Source organism: Enterobacter vonholyi (genome assembly GCF_040834095.1).
Taxonomy (GTDB): domain Bacteria; phylum Pseudomonadota; class Gammaproteobacteria; order Enterobacterales; family Enterobacteriaceae; genus Enterobacter; species Enterobacter vonholyi.
This window is the reverse complement of record NZ_CP162152.1, coordinates 99,367-119,198: the sequence shown is the minus strand read 5'-3', so window position 1 is coordinate 119,198 and position 19,832 is coordinate 99,367. Positions and strand designations below refer to the sequence as shown.

General features: G+C 52.7%; 22 protein-coding genes. 14 read left to right on the top strand and 8 right to left on the bottom strand.

All coding sequences use genetic code 11. The annotated features are described in order from the left end of the window. Positions 1-2 precede the first annotated feature (2 nt). Both AB3N39_RS00545 and AB3N39_RS00540 read left to right on the top strand, forming a co-directional pair. Complete coding sequence (locus AB3N39_RS00545; RefSeq protein ID WP_133293514.1) at positions 3-911, top strand: glycosyltransferase family 2 protein; 909 nt, start codon at positions 3-5, stop codon at positions 909-911. Next, positions 899-2,110 (top strand): O-antigen ligase, encoded by a 1,212-nt coding sequence (locus tag AB3N39_RS00540; protein WP_133293513.1) that lies wholly within the window; start codon positions 899-901, stop codon positions 2,108-2,110. The genes AB3N39_RS00545 and AB3N39_RS00540 overlap by 13 nt, the downstream gene beginning before the upstream one ends. A gap of 23 nt (positions 2,111-2,133) precedes the next feature. On the opposite strand, the gene AB3N39_RS00535 is transcribed toward AB3N39_RS00540, so the two are convergent. After that, positions 2,134-3,090, bottom strand: a complete 957-nt coding sequence (locus AB3N39_RS00535) for a polysaccharide deacetylase family protein (protein WP_136195891.1) — start codon at positions 3,088-3,090, stop codon at positions 2,134-2,136. Between the two features lie 150 nt (positions 3,091-3,240). On the opposite strand from AB3N39_RS00535, the gene rfaQ reads away from it, so the two are divergent. From rfaQ to coaD, 7 genes are all read left to right on the top strand, one after another. Then, entirely contained in the window at positions 3,241-4,311 is a 1,071-nt protein-coding gene (gene rfaQ / locus AB3N39_RS00530; protein WP_115876707.1) for a putative lipopolysaccharide heptosyltransferase III, read from the top strand. Continuing rightward, entirely contained in the window at positions 4,308-5,435 is a 1,128-nt protein-coding gene (locus AB3N39_RS00525; protein ID WP_111964301.1) for a glycosyltransferase family 4 protein, read from the top strand. The genes rfaQ and AB3N39_RS00525 overlap by 4 nt, the downstream gene beginning before the upstream one ends. 2 nt (positions 5,436-5,437) lie before the next feature. Then, on the top strand, positions 5,438-6,538 hold the full coding sequence (locus tag AB3N39_RS00520) for a glycosyltransferase (RefSeq protein WP_143344488.1): 1,101 nt from the start codon (positions 5,438-5,440) through the stop codon (positions 6,536-6,538). 11 nt (positions 6,539-6,549) lie between these two features. Then, entirely contained in the window at positions 6,550-7,539 is a 990-nt protein-coding gene (locus AB3N39_RS00515) for a glycosyltransferase (RefSeq protein WP_143344487.1), read from the top strand. Positions 7,540-7,605: 66 nt separating this feature from the next. Next, complete coding sequence (gene waaA / locus AB3N39_RS00510) at positions 7,606-8,880, top strand: lipid IV(A) 3-deoxy-D-manno-octulosonic acid transferase (protein ID WP_029740803.1); 1,275 nt, start codon at positions 7,606-7,608, stop codon at positions 8,878-8,880. Continuing rightward, positions 8,880-9,650, top strand: a complete 771-nt coding sequence (locus AB3N39_RS00505; protein ID WP_115876711.1) for a glycosyltransferase family 2 protein — start codon at positions 8,880-8,882, stop codon at positions 9,648-9,650. The genes waaA and AB3N39_RS00505 overlap by 1 nt, the downstream gene beginning before the upstream one ends. 3 nt (positions 9,651-9,653) lie before the next feature. Continuing rightward, positions 9,654-10,133, top strand: a complete 480-nt coding sequence (gene coaD, locus AB3N39_RS00500; protein ID WP_367896997.1) for a pantetheine-phosphate adenylyltransferase — start codon at positions 9,654-9,656, stop codon at positions 10,131-10,133. 2 nt (positions 10,134-10,135) lie between these two features. On the opposite strand, the gene mutM is transcribed toward coaD, so the two are convergent. The 4 genes from mutM to radC form a co-directional block, all read right to left on the bottom strand. Beyond that, on the bottom strand, positions 10,136-10,945 hold the full coding sequence (gene mutM / locus AB3N39_RS00495) for a bifunctional DNA-formamidopyrimidine glycosylase/DNA-(apurinic or apyrimidinic site) lyase (RefSeq protein ID WP_143344486.1): 810 nt from the start codon (positions 10,943-10,945) through the stop codon (positions 10,136-10,138). A 72-nt stretch (positions 10,946-11,017) separates the two neighbouring features. Beyond that, positions 11,018-11,185, bottom strand: a complete 168-nt coding sequence (rpmG, locus tag AB3N39_RS00490) for a 50S ribosomal protein L33 (protein WP_003024094.1) — start codon at positions 11,183-11,185, stop codon at positions 11,018-11,020. Positions 11,186-11,207: 22 nt separating this feature from the next. Further along, entirely contained in the window at positions 11,208-11,444 is a 237-nt protein-coding gene (rpmB, locus tag AB3N39_RS00485; RefSeq protein WP_002436699.1) for a 50S ribosomal protein L28, read from the bottom strand. Between the two features lie 218 nt (positions 11,445-11,662). Then, the gene (gene radC / locus AB3N39_RS00480) at positions 11,663-12,331 is read right to left on the bottom strand and encodes a DNA repair protein RadC (RefSeq protein WP_143344485.1); all 669 of its coding nucleotides are present in this window, start codon (positions 12,329-12,331) and stop codon (positions 11,663-11,665) included. 172 nt (positions 12,332-12,503) lie between these two features. Here radC and coaBC point away from each other — a divergent pair, with 172 nt between their 5' ends. From coaBC to slmA, 3 genes are all read left to right on the top strand, one after another. Next, positions 12,504-13,715 carry a bifunctional phosphopantothenoylcysteine decarboxylase/phosphopantothenate--cysteine ligase CoaBC gene (gene coaBC, locus AB3N39_RS00475; RefSeq protein ID WP_367897321.1) on the top strand — a complete coding sequence of 404 codons (1,212 nt, stop codon included), beginning with the start codon at positions 12,504-12,506 and terminating at the stop codon, positions 13,713-13,715. Beyond that, entirely contained in the window at positions 13,693-14,151 is a 459-nt protein-coding gene (gene dut / locus AB3N39_RS00470) for a dUTP diphosphatase (RefSeq protein ID WP_133293509.1), read from the top strand. The genes coaBC and dut overlap by 23 nt, the downstream gene beginning before the upstream one ends. A gap of 120 nt (positions 14,152-14,271) precedes the next feature. Beyond that, positions 14,272-14,868, top strand: coding sequence for a nucleoid occlusion factor SlmA (gene slmA, locus AB3N39_RS00465; protein WP_008502690.1), 597 nt, complete (start codon positions 14,272-14,274; stop codon positions 14,866-14,868). Between the two features lie 40 nt (positions 14,869-14,908). Here the strand turns inward: slmA and pyrE are convergent, their stop codons facing one another. Further along, positions 14,909-15,550 carry an orotate phosphoribosyltransferase gene (pyrE, locus tag AB3N39_RS00460; protein WP_367896996.1) on the bottom strand — a complete coding sequence of 214 codons (642 nt, stop codon included), beginning with the start codon at positions 15,548-15,550 and terminating at the stop codon, positions 14,909-14,911. Positions 15,551-15,617: 67 nt separating this feature from the next. Further along, positions 15,618-16,334 carry a ribonuclease PH gene (gene rph, locus AB3N39_RS00455; RefSeq protein ID WP_048975619.1) on the bottom strand — a complete coding sequence of 239 codons (717 nt, stop codon included), beginning with the start codon at positions 16,332-16,334 and terminating at the stop codon, positions 15,618-15,620. Between the two features lie 125 nt (positions 16,335-16,459). On the opposite strand from rph, the gene AB3N39_RS00450 reads away from it, so the two are divergent. Both AB3N39_RS00450 and AB3N39_RS00445 read left to right on the top strand, forming a co-directional pair. After that, positions 16,460-17,323 (top strand): YicC/YloC family endoribonuclease, encoded by an 864-nt coding sequence (locus AB3N39_RS00450; protein ID WP_090420358.1) that lies wholly within the window; start codon positions 16,460-16,462, stop codon positions 17,321-17,323. Positions 17,324-17,528: 205 nt separating this feature from the next. Continuing rightward, positions 17,529-18,146 carry a trimeric intracellular cation channel family protein gene (locus AB3N39_RS00445; RefSeq protein ID WP_023334014.1) on the top strand — a complete coding sequence of 206 codons (618 nt, stop codon included), beginning with the start codon at positions 17,529-17,531 and terminating at the stop codon, positions 18,144-18,146. A 2-nt stretch (positions 18,147-18,148) separates the two neighbouring features. Here AB3N39_RS00445 and ligB read toward each other — a convergent pair whose 3' ends face one another. Further along, positions 18,149-19,819 (bottom strand): NAD-dependent DNA ligase LigB, encoded by a 1,671-nt coding sequence (gene ligB, locus AB3N39_RS00440; RefSeq protein ID WP_143344484.1) that lies wholly within the window; start codon positions 19,817-19,819, stop codon positions 18,149-18,151. Positions 19,820-19,832: the final 13 nt, after the last annotated feature.

The window sequence follows — 19,832 nt, the reverse complement described above, 5'->3', positions numbered from 1 at the left end:
CTATGGCTTTTCTAAGCATCATTATTGCCGCGCATAACGCTAAAGATACGCTTCACGCAACCCTGGAAAGCCTGCAAAACGCAATTGATGGTGCGGGCAACGATGTAGAGATCATTATCTTTAACGACAGCTCCAATGACTCAACGCAGGATATTATTGAAGCCTGGCTGCCAGCGTTTCCAAATGCCCAGTCCCGATACGTTGAGTACCGTAACGTAGGTCATGTTCGAAACAGTGCCCTCTCGCTGGCCTCAGGTGAATATATTACCATGCTGGATAGCGATGACCGATTGAAACCAGGCAGCATCAGGGACGCAGTGGCCTTTCTCAAAAAAGAACGCCCTGATATGCTACTGACGCGCCTGCTGGAAATTCGCGACACTAAGAAAATCACCGCCGACTGGCAGGATTTCTCTCCTGTTGCTTTGTCACAGCATGAAGCAATAAAGCGGTTCCTGCAGCACAAAGATTTTCAGGCACATCTCATCGGGCAATTCATGCATCGAAAATTGTATGCAAACAACCCGATTCCTTCGATGATCTGCTATGAAGATTTCGCCGTATTTCCCGGCATGCTGATGCAATCGAGTAAAATAGTTTATCAGCGTCAGGGACACTATTATTACATTAAACGTAGCGACAGTTTGTCGAGTCGACTCGACGCCAGTAAAATCGCTATGCTGGTTGAATGCACACTACAGATGGAAAAAACATTTCCGCCATCATTTAGACACCTTGTGAATTGTCACTGGTTTGATATTTACAGTAACCACCGCAAGCATCTGACTGACCAGCAACTCAAACTGGTTAAGCAGCGGGTAAACGCTCTTTATTCTTTCTCTTTTTTCTTCTCCAGAGATGTACGTTTCAGCTACAAAAAAAGGGTCATTGAGGCATTATGGAAAAAGTAAAACTGCGGCTTTATCAGCTTACGCTGATTTTGAGCCTTATTTCGCTTGCGCTGGCGCTGCTGAGTTCAGGTAAGCAGCGCGAGTTTTTCTATATTGCAATTTATGCCAGCATCATCGGTTTAGCTTGCGAATATAAAAAGATCACAGTGCGCCCTTTTACTATCGCATTGCCGATTTTATTAATCGGGTTGCTTAATCTTATCTGGTATATGGTGTATGAATATCATAGCGAGGGTTTGAACGTTTATAGCGATTATCTCGGTGCAAGTAAAAAATTGATTCTGGCGAGTATCCTTATATTCTATCTTGACCGGTTTAAGTCTTATATTGATCAAGCATCCTTCCAGAAATATTTCTTATACGCTTCTGGTGCTGGGTTTATGCTTGCTACTGGCTATGGCTTATGGCAAGCATCGCAGGGTATGGGGCGTATCGAGATGGCCATAAACCGTGCAACCGTGTCGGCCTATGTTTACTCTGTACTGTCACTGGCGTTTGTATATAGCCTTTATCTACAGAAAAATATAAAACTGTATGTAGCCGCAGGACTCATCATCTTAATCTCTTACTTTGTCATTCTTCTAACGGGCACGCGTGCCGCAATGGGATTATATTTACTCCTGGCGATTATACTCACGCTCTACCACTTCAGAAGAATACACCTTAAATCAACGTTGATTTTCTTATGCATTGTGGCGGGCATTGTTGTCGTTAGCTACAAGCCATTAATTTTACCAAAGATACAACAAACACAAATTGAAGTTGAAAATTACCAAAAAGGTAATGATGCAACCTCGCTCGGCGCACGTTTCTCTATGTGGAGTGTGGGTATTCAAAACGGACTTGCCCATCCTTTAGGGCAATCAGTTGAAGACCGCGAAGTATGGACACAGCAATATGTGAAAAATGGGCATCCACATCTCGCAACCGCACTCGATTATATCAAAGTGCATCTGCATAATGAGTTTATTGAAAAATACTCACTGCAAGGGATCCCCGGGCTAGCGATATTACTCTTTGCCTATATATCGATGTTCGCTTACGCACTAAAAAACAAAAATGGTCTGCTGCTGACGACCCTGCTTCTTTTATTACTCTACGGCATGACGGACGTCATACTATTGAGTTCAGAGGCCTTAATTTTCTTTGTCACTGTGTTTGCGCTGAGTACACCTTTTTCGCAAACCAGGCAACGTTAATGATAATGCCCGCCTCGCGGGCATTATTTTTTCTTGTATTGATAAAACTCCGCCAGCGTCATCCCTACCGTCTTATCGGATAACCAGCCAAAGAGCGTTTCTAAATCCTGATACAACCCTTCTATCGCTGCCTCATCTTTAAACGTAGGACTTCCGCCTGGCATAAATTCCGACGAATGAAGCATAAACTCCACGTACTCATTTCCCTGCGACAGACATTGCTGTGCGACCTGAATCATTTGCGCCGCATTCCCACCGGACGGTCTTAGCCAGTTGACGGACGGGGAACGGTATTTACCCCGAAGCCGATCGTAACCCTGTTTGATCGTGTTCAACCACGCCGGGTGCTTATACTGAATGCTCATCGGCACTTCAAGTAATGGGCTATTACCTGCCCGGGAAATATTGTCTAAGTCCATGAAATAGGCGTGGTCGGGGAAATGCTGGTAATCCGTTCCGCCATTGCCCTGCGGGGCGCCTTTCGCATTGCGCCAGTTCACGCGTGGCGTCACGGAGCAATCAACCTGGTAACCCAGTTCAACGAGCAATTTTGCATAGCGACTGTCAAATGCCCAACGTCCGGCACGGTGGCTTAACATTTTGGTCTGGAAGGTCTCTTCCAGCAGTCGGGTCATGAACAGCACTTTCTCGCGCATCATCTCATCCGAAAATTCAATCAGATAAGGCTGCCAGCACCAGTCATCTCCCGTGAGATCGTGTTCCGGCGGGCTATTCCATGCGTGGAGGTGCATTCCCACCTCCCCCTGACCGCGGGCGATCGCGTCCCTTGCGAATTCGATGAAAACGGGCTCGATCGCCATCTCATAATTGGTCAGCCACACGGGCTTAAAGCCGAAACGCTCGCAAAGCGTCTGGAAACGCGCCAGATAGCGCGCATTTTCCGTTTTAATGACGCGGTGATTTTGCCAGAGATTATCGCCCTCAGTATCAATTGTGATGATAAACGCTGGTTTGTTCATAATGAGTCCGCAAGACAGGAAAGTTAGCGCTATGTTACGCACTCTCCAAAGCATGAGTAAACCCTTCCAGGGAAATTACTGAGATTATGGAGAAAGAGTGCAAGTCGCCAACAGGTCTATTAGAATTGCCATCAGTACAACGCCGATAAGATGATGATGAATAACTTACCTGACACACCTGATTTGCGCATTTTACTTATCAAACTCCGCCATCATGGCGACATGTTGCTGACCACTCCCGTCATTGATTCGTTACGTCAAAAATGGCCGCAGGCGCAGATTGATGTCCTGCTGTATGAAGAAACGCGCGATATGCTCGCCGCGCATCCAGCGATCGGTACAATTTATGGAATCGATCGCAAATGGAAACAGCTGGGCACGCTGAAGCATCTTCAAAAAGAGTGGCAGTTGTTGTGTGCGTTAAGAAATCAGCATTATCATCTGGTAATTAACCTTGCCGATCAATGGCGTAGCGCGATCGTTACTCGTTTCACCGGTGCCCCCGTTCGCCTCGGATTTGCGTTTAACAAACGCAATAGTGCGTTCTGGCGTTTTTGTCATACCGATCTGGTCTCTGTCGACGGCCATAAATCCCTGCATACGGTCGAACAGAATCTCTCCATTTTGGCACCATTGCCGATCGCGCCACAGCCTGCCGTAACCATGGCCTACACCGAAGAAGACTGGGATCATGCCCGTCAAAGATTGACGCAGAAAGGTGTGGGCGACAGCTATATCGTGATCCAACCGACGTCCCGCTGGTTCTTTAAATGCTGGAGCGAAGACAAGATGGCGCAAACCATGACTGCTCTGCAGCAGGATGGTCATACGATTGTGCTCACCGCGGGGCCGGATAAAAAAGAGCTGGCGATGATCGATCGCATTCTCGCTGCCGCACCCAAAACCGGCGTGGTTTCGCTGGCAGGCCAGTTGACGCTGCGTCAACTGGCATCGCTTATCGATCATGCCTCTCTGTTTATTGGCGTTGACTCCGTTCCAATGCATATGGCCGCCGCGCTGCAAACGCCCTGCGTGGCATTGTTTGGTCCATCAAAACTGACATTCTGGTCACCGTGGCAGGTTAAAGGGGAAGTGATCTGGGCCGGCGATTACGGCCCGCTGCCCGATCCGGATGCCATTGATACTAAAACGAAAGAACGCTATCTCGATGCCATTCCTGTTGATGCAGTCGTCTCCGCTGCAAGGAGATATCTGTCATGAAAAACCATCGTCTGGCCATTGTTCGCCAAAAATATCGCCCTGATGGCGGGGCAGAGCGCTTCGTTTCGCGAGCTCTCACCGCATTGAGCAATCAGAACCTTGAACTCAACGTCATCACGCGTGAGTGGCAGGGAGAGAAGCAAGACGACTGGCATATCCACATTTGCAACCCTCAAAAATGGGGCCGCATCAGTCGAGAACGCGGGTTTGCACAAGCCGCGCGTGCGCTGTGGCAGCAACAGCAGTTTGATATTGTTCAAAGCCATGAGCGCATCCCGGGTTGTGATATCTATCGCGCGGGTGATGGAGTGCATCGTCGCTGGCTGCTTCAGCGCGCGCGCATTTTACCTGCCTGGCGTGCGCAAATGCTGATGTATGACCGCTATCACCGCTACGTGATGCGCGCGGAACGGGACATGTATCAGGCACCTGAGTTAAAAGCCGTAATTTGTAATGCGGAGATGATCAAACGCGAAATCGTTGAAGACTTTGATATTGACGCAAATAAAATCCATGTGATTTATAATTCTATTGATTCCAGCCGATTCGTTCCGGCCCAGGAGACGCAACGTGCGATTTTGCGCCAACAATTTGGTTTGCCGGTCAATGCGGTGGTGTTCTGTTTTGTAGGATCAGGGTTTGAACGAAAAGGGTTGGCGAGCGCCATACGCGCTATTGCTGGAACATCAGCCTGGCTGATTGTGGTTGGACAAGATAAAGCAGAAAATCGTTATCGCGACCTCGCCCGTTCGTTAGGCTGCGAGGGGCAAATCCGTTTCCTGGGGGTGCAAAAAGAAACTCTGCCTTTTTATCAGCTATCCGATGGTTTACTGTTACCAACGCTGTATGATCCCTTTCCTAACGTTATTCTTGAAGCGATGGCCTGCGGCTTGCCCGTCATTACTTCAGAGAGTTGCGGTGGTGCAGAGTTTATTCAACAAGGCCAGAACGGATTTTATTGTGACGCGCTTGATATCAGTACATTGAAGGAAGCGGTAGCCGCTATCCCTTCACTGGAAAAAAATAACAATATGGGACGAGCAGCACGTGAACGTGTAAAAGACGCCACTCCCGAAAAACTGTCAAGTCAGCTTATTACGCTTTATCAAAAATTACTGGATTAAAAATGCGCATCCTAATGATTATTGATGGTTTACCCGGTGGAGGAGCTGAAAAAACGGTTCTTACACTCTCCCGCGGATTAATAGATATGGGGCATCAGGTCTCTCTATTCTCTCTGCGGAAAGTGTGCGACTACGCCATCCCGGAGGGCATCGATTATCAGGTTGTTCAAGACACATGTAAAAAACCGTGGCGAAAGCTGACGGAAATTCCACGCCGCGCCCAATTGCTGGATCAAGCTATTGAGCGGGCTGAACGCAGCGGCAAATTTGATGTGGTGTTCTCTCATCTGCACAAAACAGACCGGATTGTGGCGCACTGCCGCGCCCTTGAACGTAACAAAGTTTGGTTCTGCGTGCATGGCATGTTCTCGTTCTCCTATCTTCGCCATCGCAGCGGGCTTTCGCGCTGGTTTAAACATCTTAAAATTCGTCATACCTACGAAAACCGCAACGTCGTCGCCGTCTCAGGCGCCGTGTTGAACGATCTTTCCGAGACGCTGGCACTCAATCTTCGACGCAAAGCGGTTATCCATAATCCTTTCGATATTCCTGAAATTCAGCGTCTGGCGGATGCGCCCTTCGAGATGCAGGGAAAGGATTACATCATTCATGTTGGCCGCTTCCATGAGCACAAACGCCACGACCGTCTCTTACGTGCGTTCGCCCTGAGTAAAATTGACACAACGCTGGTCATGATGGGCAATGGATCTGACGCTCAAATTCAAAAACTCAAGCAGCTTGCCCGCGATTTGGGCATTGAAAACAAAACGGTTTTCCGCCCGTTCGAGTCCAATCCCTATCCCTGGATTAAAGGGGCACGCCTTTTAGTGTTAAGTTCTGACTGCGAAGGTTTTGGTAATGTGCTGGTCGAAGCCATTATCTGCCAGACGCCACCGGTCAGTACAAATTGCCCAGGAGGCCCTGCCGAAATCCTTACCGGGGCTTTAGCTCGCGGGCTGGCAGAGTTAAATGACGCCTCACTGGCAAAAACGCTGGCGGATATTTATACCGCCCCGCCGGTCGTTGGCGATGCAACTATCGCGTCGTTCGGTATCAATGCCATTTGCCAGCAATATGTTGCTCTGGTCGACAATCAAAAATAATCAGGTTTTTTATGCAAAATTCTGCCCCATTGTTAAGCGTGGTGGTTGCCGTTTATAACGGTGAAGCTTTCCTGGATCAGTTCTTTACCTGCCTTGTCCATCAACGCATCGACAGCATGGAAGTCATCATTGTTAATGACGGCTCTACTGACCGCTCGATGGAGATCGTCGAGAAATGGCGAGAAAAACTGCCGCAGATGCAGGTCATAGAACAGCAAAACCAGGGGGTATCCATCGCGCGTAATACCGGTCTGGCCGTTGCGACGGGTCAATATCTCTCTTTCCCGGATATTGATGATGTCTTTAAACCAGGCATGTACCAGCGTCTGCTGGATATGGCCGTCACGCAGGATCTGGATGTCGCCACCTGTAACGGGAACTACGTCTGGGAGAATAACAAGAAGCCCTCGCGCCCGATTTTTCCTGAAGACAAACTGGCTTCGACAGGGGTCATGGCTGGCCCTGCGTGGTTAAAAATGGCGTTGGATTCTCGCAAATTCCTTCACGTCACCTGGCTGAACATCTATCGCCACGACTTTATCCGTAAACACAGCTTCCATTTTGAACCCGGCCTGCGCCATCAGGATATTCCGTGGACCACCGAAGTGCTGCTCGCGGCAGAGCGGGTTCAGTACACCAGTGAACGTTATTACGACTACTACATTCACTCTGCATCGGTGTCCCATATGCCGGACAATGACGACACGCTGATTCGTTCCGCGCGTCACTACATGAAAATCCTGCAGATGCTCGACGCCATCAATCAGCGTTACCCGGATAAGGTAAAAGGGATCCCTGCCTGCCACTGGCAAATTGCCAAAGAGGGGCTGGGAATTATTCACACCTTTGACAACATGAAGGATGAGAAGAAGAAATCAATGATTATTAAAGAGTTCTTCGAAACAGGCATCTGGAAACTCATCTGGAAAAGTGCAAAAAGTCCGCGTCTGCGCTGGCGGCTGGGTAGACGTTATTTCCGTTTGAAACGGTATCTGGCATAAGAGATAGCTTTACCTGGCCTAAATGCTTAGAATTTGCCCGCCGAAACTAAAAAAACGGATAATCGCTTGGAATTGTTGTATACCGCTCTGCTCTACATCATTCAGCCACTGGTGTGGCTGAGACTGTTGCTTCGTAGCCGGAAAGCGCCTGCGTATCGTAAACGCTGGGCTGAACGCTATGGCTTCTGCCGCAATAAAGTCGTACCGGACGGTATTTTGCTGCATTCCGTTTCTGTTGGTGAAACGCTGGCGGCGATCCCGCTGGTTCGCGCCCTGCGTCACCGCTACCCTTCACTGCCAATCACCGTCACGACGATGACGCCAACCGGCTCGGAGCGCGCGTTATCCGCTTTCGGTAAAGACGTGCAGCATGTTTATCTGCCTTACGATCTGCCCTGCGCCATGAATCGTTTCCTCAACACCGTGCGCCCGAAGCTGGTGATCGTGATGGAAACCGAACTGTGGCCGAACATGATTTCCGCCCTGCATGCTCGTAAAATCCCGCTGGTCATTGCCAACGCGCGTCTCTCAGAGCGCTCGGCGAAAGGTTACGGCAAGCTGGGTAAATTTATGCGCCGCCTGCTCAGTAAGATCACGCTGATTGCCGCGCAGAATGAAGAAGATGCAGCACGCTTTATCTCTCTGGGCCTGAAACGCAACCAGCTTGCGGTAACGGGAAGCCTGAAATTTGATATTTCTGTAACCCCTGAACTCGCAGCTCGCGCCATCACGCTGCGTCGCCAGTGGGCTCCACGTCGTCAGGTCTGGATTGCAACCAGTACCCATGATGGCGAAGAAGAGATCATCCTGCAGGCTCACCGCAAGCTGCTGGAAAAATTCCCTGATTTACTGCTGATCCTCGTGCCTCGCCATCCGGAGCGTTTTAAAGATGCCCGTGAAATGGTCCAGAAAGGCGGCTTCAGCTTCACGCTGCGCAGCAGCGGTGAAATCCCTTCCGGCAGCACCCAGGTGGTGATTGGCGATACGATGGGCGAGCTGATGCTGCTGTACGGCATTGCTGACCTCGCGTTTGTCGGTGGTAGCCTGGTCGAGCGCGGCGGTCATAACCCGCTGGAGCCGGCAGCCCACGCCATTCCGGTGCTGATGGGACCGCACACGTTTAACTTCAAAGACATCTGCGCGAAATTACAGCAGGCCGATGGTTTAATTACCGTGACCGATGCGGATTCGGTGGTCAAAGAGGTATCGACCCTTCTGACTGACGAAGATTATCGCCTGTGGTACGGCCGCCATGCCGTCGAAGTACTGCACCAGAACCAGGGCGCACTGACCCGTCTGCTGCAGCTTCTGCAACCTTATCTGCCTCAGCGGAGCCACTAATGTCAACGCGTCTGTCGGTCGTGATGATCGCCAAAAACGCCGCCGACCTGCTTCCGGACTGCCTGGCGTCGGTTGCCTGGGCTGACGAGATTGTCGTGCTCGACTCCGGAAGTACGGATGATACGGTAGATGTTGCCCGGGCTGCGGGCGCAAAAGTCTTTACCGATACGGACTGGCAAGGCTATGGCATCCAGCGCCAGCGCGCGCAGGGGTATGCCACCGGTGATTATGTATTGATGCTCGACACTGACGAGCGCATCACGCCGGAGCTTCAGCAGGCCATTCAGGCGGTGCTTTCTTCGCCCCAGCCTGGCGCCGTATACAGCATTGCCCGCCGCAACTACTTCCTTGGTCGTTTTATGCGCCACAGCGGCTGGTATCCCGATCGCGTCATGCGCCTGTACGAGCGCGAGCGATATCAGTACAATGACAATCTGGTTCATGAATCCCTGAGCTGCGATAGCGCCCAGGTCATCCCCCTGAGGGGCGATTTGCTGCATCTGACCTGCCGTGATTTCGCGAGCTTCCAGCGTAAACAGCTCAACTATGCCACCGCATGGGCGCAGGAGCGTCACCAGCGCGGCAAGAAAGCCTCGCTGACGGGTATCTTCACCCATACGCTGGGCGCGTTTCTGAAAACGCTGCTGCTGCGTGGTGGCGTGCTGGACGGTAAGCAGGGCTGGTTACTCGCGGTAGTAAATGCCCAGTATACTTTCAACAAATACACCGAGCTGTGGGCGCTCTGCCGCGGCTACTCAGAGAAAACGTGAGCCATGAGCACAAAAGCGATTTATCCGGGTACCTTCGATCCGATCACCAACGGTCATCTTGATATCATCACCCGTGCGGCGAGCATGTTCGATAAGGTGATCCTGGCCATTGCCGCCAGCCCCAGCAAAAAGCCGATGTTTGATCTCAACGAGCGCGTGCAGCTCGCCACCGATGCCATTTCGCACCTACCGAATGTTGAGGTGGTCGGGTTTAGCGATCTGATGGCTAACTTCGCCCGCGCTCAGCAGGCCAATATTCTGATCCGCGGCTTACGCGCGGTGGCAGACTTCGAGTATGAGATGCAGCTGGCGCACATGAATCGCCACCTGATGCCGGAGCTGGAAAGCGTGTTTCTGATGCCCTCCAAAGAGTGGTCGTTTATCTCGTCCACGCTGGTAAAAGAGGTGGCGCGCCATCATGGGGACGTTACCCATTTCCTGCCGGTTAACGTCCACCAGGCGTTGATCGAAAAGCTCAAGTAGCCCTATTTCTGGCACTGACGGCAGTAGAACGTGGCGCGCTGGGCGTGCTTCGTGGCAATAATGGGCGTACCGCAGACTCTGCACGGTTCGCCTTTACGGCCATACACCTGCAGCTCCTGGGCAAAATAGCCCGGCTTGCCGTCACTTTGCAGGAAGTCCTTCAGCGTTGTTCCCCCCTGTTCAATCGAGCGCAGCAATACGGCTTTAATCACCCGGACCAGTAGCTCGCACTCCTCCGCAGACAGCGAAGAGGCCAGCCGATCGGGATGGATCCCGGCGGCAAACAGCGATTCGCTGGCATAGATATTCCCCACGCCGACCACCAGCTTGTTATCCATCAGCCAGGGCTTAATCGGGCTTATCTTCTTCGCACACTTTGCCTTGAGGTATTCCGCGTTAAACGCGTCTGAGAGTGGCTCGGGGCCCAGATGCGCAAGCACGTTATGCCCTTCAAGCTCCTTCGTCCACAGCCACGCGCCAAAGCGCCGTGGGTCGGTGTAACGGAGCACTTTGCCGTTGCTCATCACCAGATCGACATGGTCGTGCTTTTCCGCAGGCAGTTCTTCGGTAAGAATGCGCAGGCTTCCGGACATCCCCAGGTGGATAATGATCCAGCCGTCGGGCAGCTCCAGCAGCAGGTATTTCGCGCGACGCTGTACGCTCAGGACGGGTTTGTCACTTAACGCGTGGATCTCATCGGACACCGGCCAGCGCAGACGTCCATTGCGGATCACCGCGTGAAGAATCGTCGCGCCGACCAGATGGGGCTCAATACCGCGGCGGCTGGTTTCTACCTCAGGTAATTCAGGCATGGTTCCTCCGTTGAGATACAGAATGCAAAAAACCCCGCAGTTGCGGGGTTTTTCGTTACAAGGAGACTAAAATTATTTGATTTTAGCTTCTTTGTACAGTACGTGCTGGCGTACAACTGGATCGAATTTTTTCAGTTCCAGTTTTTCCGGCTTAGTACGTTTGTTCTTCGTGGTGGTGTAGAAGTGACCTGTACCAGCAGAAGAAACCAGCTTGATTTTCTCGCGAATACCTTTAGCCATGATTTATTTCCTCTTTAAGTACTTAGTACTTTTCGCCACGGGCACGCAGTTCAGACAGAACTGTATCGATGCCTTTCTTATCGATTACACGCATACCTTTAGCAGATACGCGCAGGGTGACAAAACGCTTCTCGCTCTCAACCCAGAAACGGTGAGAGTGCAGGTTCGGCAGGAAACGGCGTTTAGTCGCGTTCAGTGCGTGGGAACGGTTGTTACCGGTCACCGGACGCTTGCCAGTAACTTGGCAGACTCGGGACATGTCTATTCTCCAAAAATCAAATTAGCTCGAGCTTCGTATGGGGTATCGGCGCCTCGTCAGGCTTTACAGCCCGGTCATCGCATAGTTCTAAGTGAACTCTCGATTGCCAGGCCCAAATGCCAAACCCGAGATTCTCAAAGGTGGCGTAGTATACGCTGACTCGGCGGTGTGCTCAAGTCCCGAACAGACAAAGATCCCGATGGATCGCGAGAAATAGCCTAAATCCAGCCATGTTCTGCGAAAGAAATGTACTCACCGCGGCCAATTATCAGATGGTCCAGCACACGAATGTCCATGAATTGACAGCATTTGATAATGCGTTCGGTGATTTCTTTGTCAGCTCTGCTCGGTTCTGCACAGCCAGAGGGGTGATTATGCGCGAGGATCACGCCCGCTGCATTCACTTTTATCGCTTCCCGCACAATTTCACGCGGATGCACCTCAACGTGGCTCAATGTGCCCGCAAAGAGACAGCTATGTTTAAGCACTCGATTTCTGTTATCGACAAAGATCACCATAAAGATCTCGCGTTCAATATCGGTTAACTGACTTTGCAGGAATTCACGCGTCATTTCTGGCGTCAGGATCGGATCTTCCTTCTCCATGCGGACATTATAAAAACGGCGGGCAAGTTCAGCTATGCCCCTCAGCTGGGCATACTTCGCCACGCCGATCCCCTCTACGTGCTTAAACTGCGCCAGATCGGCGGTCAGTAAACCGTAGAGCGAACCGAAATGTGCTATCAGCTCTTTTGCCAGCGTAAATACCGTTTTTCCGGGCGTTCCGGTACGTAAAAAGAGCGCCAGCAGTTCATCGTCTTTTAACAGGGTGACGCCATAGCGCAGCAGTTTTTCGCGCGGCAGCAGCTCCTCATCCTTTTCTTCCATGCCCTTTCTCCCTTTTTTAACCTCATGCTGCCACAGGCCAATCCGTCGCTCGACGACCACATTGCGTTCTTGCGTAGCGGCTCGCAAAGTGGCCGAAGGACAAAATCACCCCGCTTTGGGGATTGTGATAAAATGCCTGCTCTCTGGTGAAACCCAACAGGAAAGAATCATGATGAGCCTGGCCGGTAAAAAAATCGTTCTTGGCGTGAGCGGCGGCATTGCTGCTTATAAATCGCCGGATCTCGTGCGTCGCCTGCGCGAGCGAGGGGCTGACGTGCGGGTCGCGATAACCGAAGGCGGTAAAGCCTTTATCACTCCCCTGAGCCTGCAGGCCGTTTCAGGATACCCGGTTTCTGACAGCCTGCTCGATCCGGCCGCCGAAGCCGCGATGGGCCATATTGAACTGGGTAAATGGGCAGACCTGGTTATCCTCGCCCCCGCCACGGCCGATTTAATCGCTCGGGTGGCGGCCGGTATGGCAAACGACCTGGTTTCCACCATTTGTTTGGCCACGCCTGCGCCTGTTGCCGTCGTTCCTGCTATGAACCAGCAGATGTACCGTAATGCGGCCACCCAGCACAATCTTGAGACGCTGGCCTCACGCGGACTGCTTATCTGGGGACCGGACAGCGGCAGCCAGGCCTGCGGCGACGTTGGCCCGGGTCGCATGCTTGATCCGCTGACGATTGTTGATATGGCCGCCGCCCATTTTTCGCCTGTCAACGATCTGCAACATCTCAACATCATGATTACCGCGGGCCCTACGCGCGAGCCGCTGGACCCGGTGCGCTATATCACCAATCACAGCTCCGGTAAGATGGGTTTTGCCATTGCCGCCGCAGCGGCGAAGCGCGGCGCGAACGTCACGCTGGTGAGCGGCCCGGTATCGCTGCCTACCCCTGCGTTTGTGAAGCGAATTGACGTTACCACCGCGCTGGAGATGGAAGCCGCCGTGCAGGCACATGCTCAAAGCCAGCAGATTTTTATCGGCTGTGCAGCCGTTGCAGACTATCGTGCCGAGACGATCGCCGAGGCTAAAATTAAAAAGCAAGGCGATGAATTAACAATAAAAATGGTGAAAAATCCGGACATCGTTGCCGGTGTCGCCGCACTAAAAAGCCATCGTCCATACGTTGTTGGGTTTGCCGCAGAAACGAATAATGTGGAAGAATATGCCCGGCAAAAACGTACCCGCAAAAACCTCGATTTGATTTGCGCGAACGATGTATCGCTGGCCACACAAGGATTTAACAGCGACAGCAACGCACTGCACCTTTTCTGGCAGGATGGAGATAAAGTCTTACCGCTTGAGCGCAAGGAACTCCTGGGCCAACAATTACTGGACGAGATCGTTACCCGTTATGATGAAAAAAATCGACGTTAAGATTCTGGACCCGCGTGTTGGCGAGCTATTCCCGCTGCCAACCTATGCCACCTCCGGCTCTGCCGGTCTTGACCTGCGCGCCTGTCTCGATGACGCCGTAGAACTGGCTCCGGGTGCCACTACCCTGGTTCCAACTGGCCTGGCGATTCACATTGCTGACCCGTCTCTGGCAGCGGTGATCCTGCCGCGTTCTGGTCTGGGCCATAAGCACGGCGTTGTGCTGGGTAACCTGGTGGGTCTGATTGACTCCGACTATCAGGGTCAACTGATGGTCTCCGTCTGGAACCGTGGTCAGGACAGCTTCACCATTGAACCAGGCGAGCGTATCGCACAGATGGTCTTTGTACCGGTGGTACAGGCAGAATTTAACCTGGTGGCAGACTTTGACGCCACCGACCGTGGCGAAGGCGGCTTCGGCCATTCCGGGCGCAAATAACGGCCCGAAAGACACGTATCTCACAGCGTCATAATGCAATAACAAACCGCAAACGCCAGTTTGCGGTCGCTGTGTGGATGCTAGCCTGGCAAGTGCTTATTTTCAGGGGTATTTTGTAACATGGCAGAAAAACAAACCGCGAAAAGGAATCGTCGCGAAGAAATACTTCAATCTCTGGCTCTGATGCTTGAATCCAGCGATGGCAGTCAACGCATCACCACCGCTAAACTGGCCGCCTCTGTGGGCGTGTCTGAGGCGGCGCTGTACCGTCATTTTCCGAGCAAAACCCGGATGTTCGACAGCCTGATCGAATTCATTGAAGACAGCCTGATCACGCGCATCAACCTGATTCTGAAAGATGAAAAAGACACGACCGCGCGTCTGCGTCTGATTGTGCTGTTAATCCTGGGCTTCGGTGAACGCAATCCGGGCTTAACCCGTATCCTCACCGGCCACGCGCTGATGTTTGAACAGGACAGACTGCAGGGCCGCATTAACCAGCTTTTCGAGCGAATTGAAGCGCAGCTGCGCCAGGTACTGCGCGAAAAGAAAATGCGTGAGGGCGAAGGTTACAGCATTGATGAAACGCTGCTGGCGAGCCAGATTCTGGCGTTTTGTGAAGGCATGCTCTCCCGGTTTGTGCGTAGCGAATTCAAATACCGTCCAACGGACGATTTTGATGCCCGCTGGCCGTTAGTGGCTGCTCAGCTGCAGTAATCCGTAAGCCCGGTAAGCGTCGCGCCACCGGGCAATTTAACTACACCCCGAACTCTTCCCGGTACGCACGTACCGCCGCCAGATGGTCCGCCATCTCAGGCTTCTCTTCCAGATACGCAATCAGCTCTTTCAGGGTGATAATCGACGTCACTTTACAGCTGTAATCGCGCTCAACTTCCTGAATAGCGGAAATTTCACCGCGACCACGCTCCTTACGATCCAGAGAAATCAGCACGCCAGCAAGCGTCGCACCGTTGGCCTGGATAATCTCCATCGATTCGCGGATCGCCGTACCCGCGGTGATCACGTCATCGACCAGCATGACGCGGCCCTGCAGTGTGCTGCCGACCAGATTCCCGCCTTCACCGTGGGTTTTAGCCTCTTTGCGGTTAAAGCAGTACGGCACGTCGCGGTCATGGTGTTCCGCCAGCGCCACCGCGGTGGTGGTCGCAATCGGAATGCCTTTATAGGCCGGGCCAAAAAGCAGGTCAAAATCAATCCCGGAATCCACCAGCGCTTCGGCATAGAAACGGCCTAACAGTGCCAGATCGCGCCCGGTATTAAACAGCCCGGCGTTGAAGAAATAGGGACTCTTACGCCCGGATTTCAGCGTAAACTCGCCAAACTTAAGTACCTGCTTGTTAAGCGCAAACTCAATAAACTGGCGCTGATACGATTTCATGGATTTGCTCCTTTGGTTTTTCTGTCTTACAGGCAAAAAAAAGGCGACTCATTGGTCGCCTTTTAAATCAATTTTCTAACGCCGCTTTCTGCGTCGTTACAATGGATTCGATTCCCCCTCGGGCCAACGCCAGCAGGGAGAGAAGCTCGTCGTGGGTGAACGGCTCGCCTTCCGCCGTGCCCTGTACTTCAATGATGCGACCGTCTTCGGTCATCACCACGTTCATGTCGGTCTCGGCGGCAGAATCTTCAACGTATTCCAGATCGCAAAGCGCTTCACCGTTAACGATACCCACGGACACCGCCGCAACCATACCTTTCATTGGGTTGGTTTTCAGCTTACCGGCCGCAACCAGCTTGTTAAGGGCATCCGCCAGCGCCACGCATGCGCCAGTAATGGACGCCGTACGCGTACCACCGTCTGCCTGAATAACGTCGCAGTCCAGCGTAATGGTGAATTCGCCGAGGATTTTCAGATCAACGGCTGCACGCAGCGCACGCGCGATCAGACGCTGAATTTCCATGGTACGACCGCCCTGCTTGCCCTTTGCCGCTTCGCGGGCGTTTCGGGTATGGGTCGCACGCGGCAGCATGCCGTACTCTGCGGTGATCCAGCCCTGGCCCTGACCTTTCAGGAAACGCGGAACGCCTTCTTCAATGGACGCGGTGCAGAGAACCTTCGTGTCACCAAACTCAACCAGCACGGAGCCTTCAGCGTGTTTTGTATAGTTACGGGTCAGGGTGACGGGACGCACCTGATTGGCGCTACGACCTGATGGACGCATGATGGATTCTCCGGCTTGAAACGAATGTGGCTGCGCATTATACGGATAAAGGACGCTTATTCCTATCCTGAGAAGCCCCCGAAAGCTATAATCCTCCCATCTCTCCTTTAAAAACGGGAATGTCTATGATCCGCAGTATGACCGCCTACGCCCGGCGTGAAATCAAGGGTAGCTGGGGTAGCGCCACATGGGAAATGCGCTCGGTAAACCAGCGTTACCTGGAAACGTATTTCCGTATGCCGGAGCAGTTCCGCAGCCTTGAGCCTGTCGTACGTGAACGTATCCGTACGCGTCTGACGCGCGGGAAAGTGGAATGTAACCTGCGCTTTGAGCCTGATGCCAGCGCTCAGGGCGAACTGATCCTCAACGAAAAACTGGCGAAACAGCTCGTGAATGCGGCGAACTGGGTCAAAATGCAGAGCGATGAAGGCGAAATCAACCCGGTTGATATTCTGCGCTGGCCTGGCGTCATGGCCGCCGGTGAACAGGACCTGGATGCCATTGCCGCTGAAATCCTGGCAGCCCTCGACGGCACGCTGGACGACTTTATCGTTGCCCGTGAAACCGAAGGCCAGGCGCTGAAAGCGATGATTGAGCAGCGCCTTGAAGGCGTGAGCACCGAAGTAGCCAAAGTCCGCGCCCATATGCCAGAAGTGCTGCAATGGCAGCGCGAGCGTCTTGTCGCCAAACTGGAAGAAGCCGAAGTTCAGCTGGAAAACACCCGTCTGGAACAAGAACTGGTGCTGATGGCGCAGCGTATCGATGTCGCTGAAGAGCTGGACCGTCTGGAAGCGCACGTTAAAGAAACCTACAACATTCTGAAGAAGAAAGAGGCTGTGGGCCGCCGTCTGGACTTTATGATGCAGGAGTTCAACCGCGAGTCGAACACCCTGGCGTCTAAGTCAATCAATGCAGAAGTGACGAATTCAGCGATTGAGCTGAAAGTGCTGATTGAGCAGATGCGCGAGCAGATCCAGAATATCGAGTAATGCATTTCGGGTGGTGTCGATGGTGCCACCCATTACTATTTCTAATCCATCCATGCATCTATTTTTGTCTTTTACCGCCGCTCATCAAGCTTTTTCAACATATCCTGATAAAAATTTATAGGGCAAATCAAGTCGCCTTAGAAAATCTCAATCGTGATCTTGCGCACAAATCGCTAACCTCCCACGCGTTCACACCGGAGGGTATATGCTGCTTCACATCCTTTATCTCATTGGCATCACCGCAGAAGCCATGACCGGCGCACTTGCCGCCGGACGTCGCCGTATGGATACCTTCGGCGTAATCATTATTGCTACAGCAACCGCACTGGGCGGCGGTTCCGTGCGCGATATTCTGCTTGGCCATTACCCGCTCGGCTGGGTTAAACACCCTGAATACGTGATTATCGTGGCGACGGCCGCCGTGTTAACCACCATCGTGGCGCCCGTTATGCCCCATCTTCGCCGCCTGTTCCTGGTGCTTGATGCGCTGGGGCTGATCGTTTTTTCGATCATCGGTGCGCAAATCGCGCTCGATATGGGGGAAGGCCCGGTAATCGCCACCATTGCTGCCGTGGTCACTGGCGTATTCGGCGGCGTGCTGCGAGATATGTTCTGCAAACGCATCCCCCTGGTCTTTCAAAAAGAGCTGTATGCTGGCATTTCCTTTGCGGCAGCGGTGCTTTATATCGCTCTGCAGCATTATGTTTCTAACCATGACGTGGTGGTCATCTCGACGCTGCTGTTTGGCTTTACGGCCCGCATGCTGGCGCTGCGTCTGAAGCTCGGGCTGCCCGTTTTTCATTACAAACACAGCGCACACTAGCTTCAGAACCCATTGATGTGCTGTTCAGCGAGCCATTTCGCCAGCACATCAATTTGAGGCGCGTGCAGCCAGTTAATGATTTGTCGCGCTTTCTCCTCTCCCGTTCCCGGCAGGGTCTGCCAGTCCTTTGCGTTGCGCCCGCTCATCTTCTGCCACGATATGTCTCCCATTGCCTTCAGCGAAGACTGCGACATTGGCACACCCAATGCCATGAGCCAGCGGGTAAAAGGCTTCTCGCGCACCAGATTAAATCGGTGCCAGAGCGCCAGCCCGCGCGCAGAGGAAAATCCCGGTACAGCCTGCAGCTGCGCCTGCGTTAATAATAGCCACGAAAAGAGATGTTCAAAATGATGCGCCTGCCAGAGGGTTCGCCAGCCTGACTCGCCTAATCCATCAATATCAAGTACCTGCTTTGAACTAAGCCAGGTCAGTCGGGCAAAGAACTGTTCCATACACTCCGGTGAAGCATAGAAACAGCTAAGAGAATGATAACGTGGGGCCGGAGGCTCTGGTTTATGTCTGTCACTCCCGCGCCAGAGCACCTTATCAAACCGGGGGATACCTTGCCCGGCCAGGCTGATCTGGATCTGATCCCCCGGGGCAATATCCAGCCCCTGCCAGCGCTCAACCGAGCCCAGACTCACCCGCTGCACCTGTTTATCATCCAGTTGCACGGGTTCCAGCGCTGCTACAACGGAAATTTTGCCCGTTCGTCCCACGGAAAAATGAATATCACTCACCTCGGCGACCTGGGCTGCAGGAGGATATTTCCACGCGACGACCCAGCTGCCTTCTCCCGGTAACCAATCTTCGCCCGCGGGTTCATTCTCCGAACGCACCACAATGCCATCCGTGGCAAAGGGTAATGCGGTTACGTGCCAGGCCGCGCGCTGTTTCTCGACGGCATCAACAGCATCGGCGGGTAACGTATACCGTGCCGACAGCGTAAAACCGGCCTGAGACAGTTCAGCTAGAGATGTATGCATCTCTTTCGGTCCGTCCGGCCAGGCCCAGATGAATACGCCGAGCTTATTCGATAGCGCGTTATCCTTTTGCCGCATCATCGCACCCGCAACTTTTGCGCGAGCATTCATCCCGCCCATCTGCCGCTGAACGTGATTGTCGCTTAACCAGAAAAGCTCGCCCTGTAAGACGCTATTTGCCAACTTGCCGGTGAGCTTTTGCGGAACAGACGGGATTAAACGTACCTTATCGGTCCAGTCTTCCCCTTTCAGGCCATCACCTCGACTGATGGCCTGGGCCAACTTTCCGTCACGATAGACCAGCGTTACCGCCACACCGTCAACTTTGGGCTGCATCCACAGATGTTGCCGAGCGAGCATCCACTGTCTCAGAGCCTCTTTGCTGGCCACTTTATGTACGCCCGTATGGGCGACAGGATGTTTTACGCTCCCCGTCAGATTAGGGAGTTTCTCTTCTGAAGGCTCGCTGCCGAAACAGCGCTGCCACTGCGTTAACCGCCCGTGAAGCTGGTCGTAAACTTCGTCGTTGACCTCGCTCACCCCCTCCTTCCAATAAGCGTTATCCCAGCGTTTGATTTGCGCGCTTAACGACGCCATCTCTTTCTCTGCTTTTGCCTGCGACCACACTGGGCAAACCGCCGCGCCATAGCCACACCACAACAACATTACCCCGCTTATCCATCGCCACATCGCTACCCCTCCT